The sequence below is a fragment of the Burkholderia sp. BCC1999 genome (assembly GCF_905339975.1).
In the GTDB taxonomy this organism is placed as follows: domain Bacteria; phylum Pseudomonadota; class Gammaproteobacteria; order Burkholderiales; family Burkholderiaceae; genus Burkholderia.
Map to the genome: position 1 here is coordinate 1 of NZ_CAJPHP010000061.1, position 1,084 is coordinate 1,084.

1 protein-coding gene is annotated in these 1,084 nt (G+C 69.3%); it reads right to left on the reverse strand.

The annotated features are described in order from the left end of the window. Nucleotides 1-1,084, reverse strand: a 1,084-nt coding sequence (locus tag U5809_RS34550; protein WP_322089847.1) for an acetyl-CoA C-acetyltransferase, incomplete at both ends; no start/stop codon positions are given.

Below are 1,084 nucleotides of genomic sequence, written 5' to 3' on the forward strand. Positions count from 1 at the left end.
CCCATCCCGCCGCCGATGCACAGCGACGCCAGCCCGCGCTTCGCATCGCGCTTGACCATCTCGTGCAGCAGCGTCACCAGGATCCGGCAGCCCGACGCGCCGATCGGGTGACCGATCGCGATCGCACCGCCGTTCACGTTCACCTTCGACGTGTCCCAGCCCATCTGCTTGTGCACCGCCAGCGCCTGCGCCGCGAACGCCTCGTTGATTTCCATCAGGTCCAGGTCGCCCGGCGTCCAGCCCGCGCGCTCCAGGCATCGGCGCGACGCCGGCACCGGGCCCATGCCCATCACGCTCGGATCGACACCCGCGTTCGCGTATGCCTTGATTCGCGCGAGCGGCGTCAGGCCGAGGGCCGCCGCCTTCTGCGCCGACATCACCAGCACCGCCGCCGCGCCGTCGTTCAGCCCCGACGCGTTCGCCGCCGTCACCGAGCCGTCCTTCGAGAACGCCGGCTTCAGCCCGGACAGCGATTCCGCCGTCACGCCGTGGCGCACGAATTCATCGGTGGCGAACTGCAGCGGCTCGCCCTTGCGTTGCGGGACCGACACCGGCACGATCTCGTCGTTGAAACGGCCAGCCTTCTGCGCGGCTTCCGCCTTGTTCTGCGACAACGCCGCGAACGCATCCTGCTCCTCGCGCGTGATCCCGTATTCCTTCGCGACGTTCTCCGCCGTGATGCCCATGTGGTACTGGTTGTACACGTCCCACAGGCCGTCGACGATCATCGTGTCGACCAGCTTCGCGTCGCCCATCCGGAACCCGTCGCGCGAGCCCGGCAGCACGTGCGGCGACGCGCTCATGTTCTCCTGGCCGCCCGCGATCACGATGTCCGCGTCGCCCGCGACGATCGTGTTCGCCGCCAGCATCACGGCCTTCAGGCCCGAGCCGCACACCTTGTTGATCGTCATCCCCGGCACTGCCGTCGGCAGCCCGGCCTTGATCAGCGACTGCCGCGCCGGGTTCTGTCCCGAACCGGCCGTCAGCACCTGGCCCATGATCACTTCGCTGACCTGATCGGGCTTCACGCCCGCACGCTCCAGCACCGCGCGGATCACCGTCGCGCCCAACTCGGGCGCCGCAA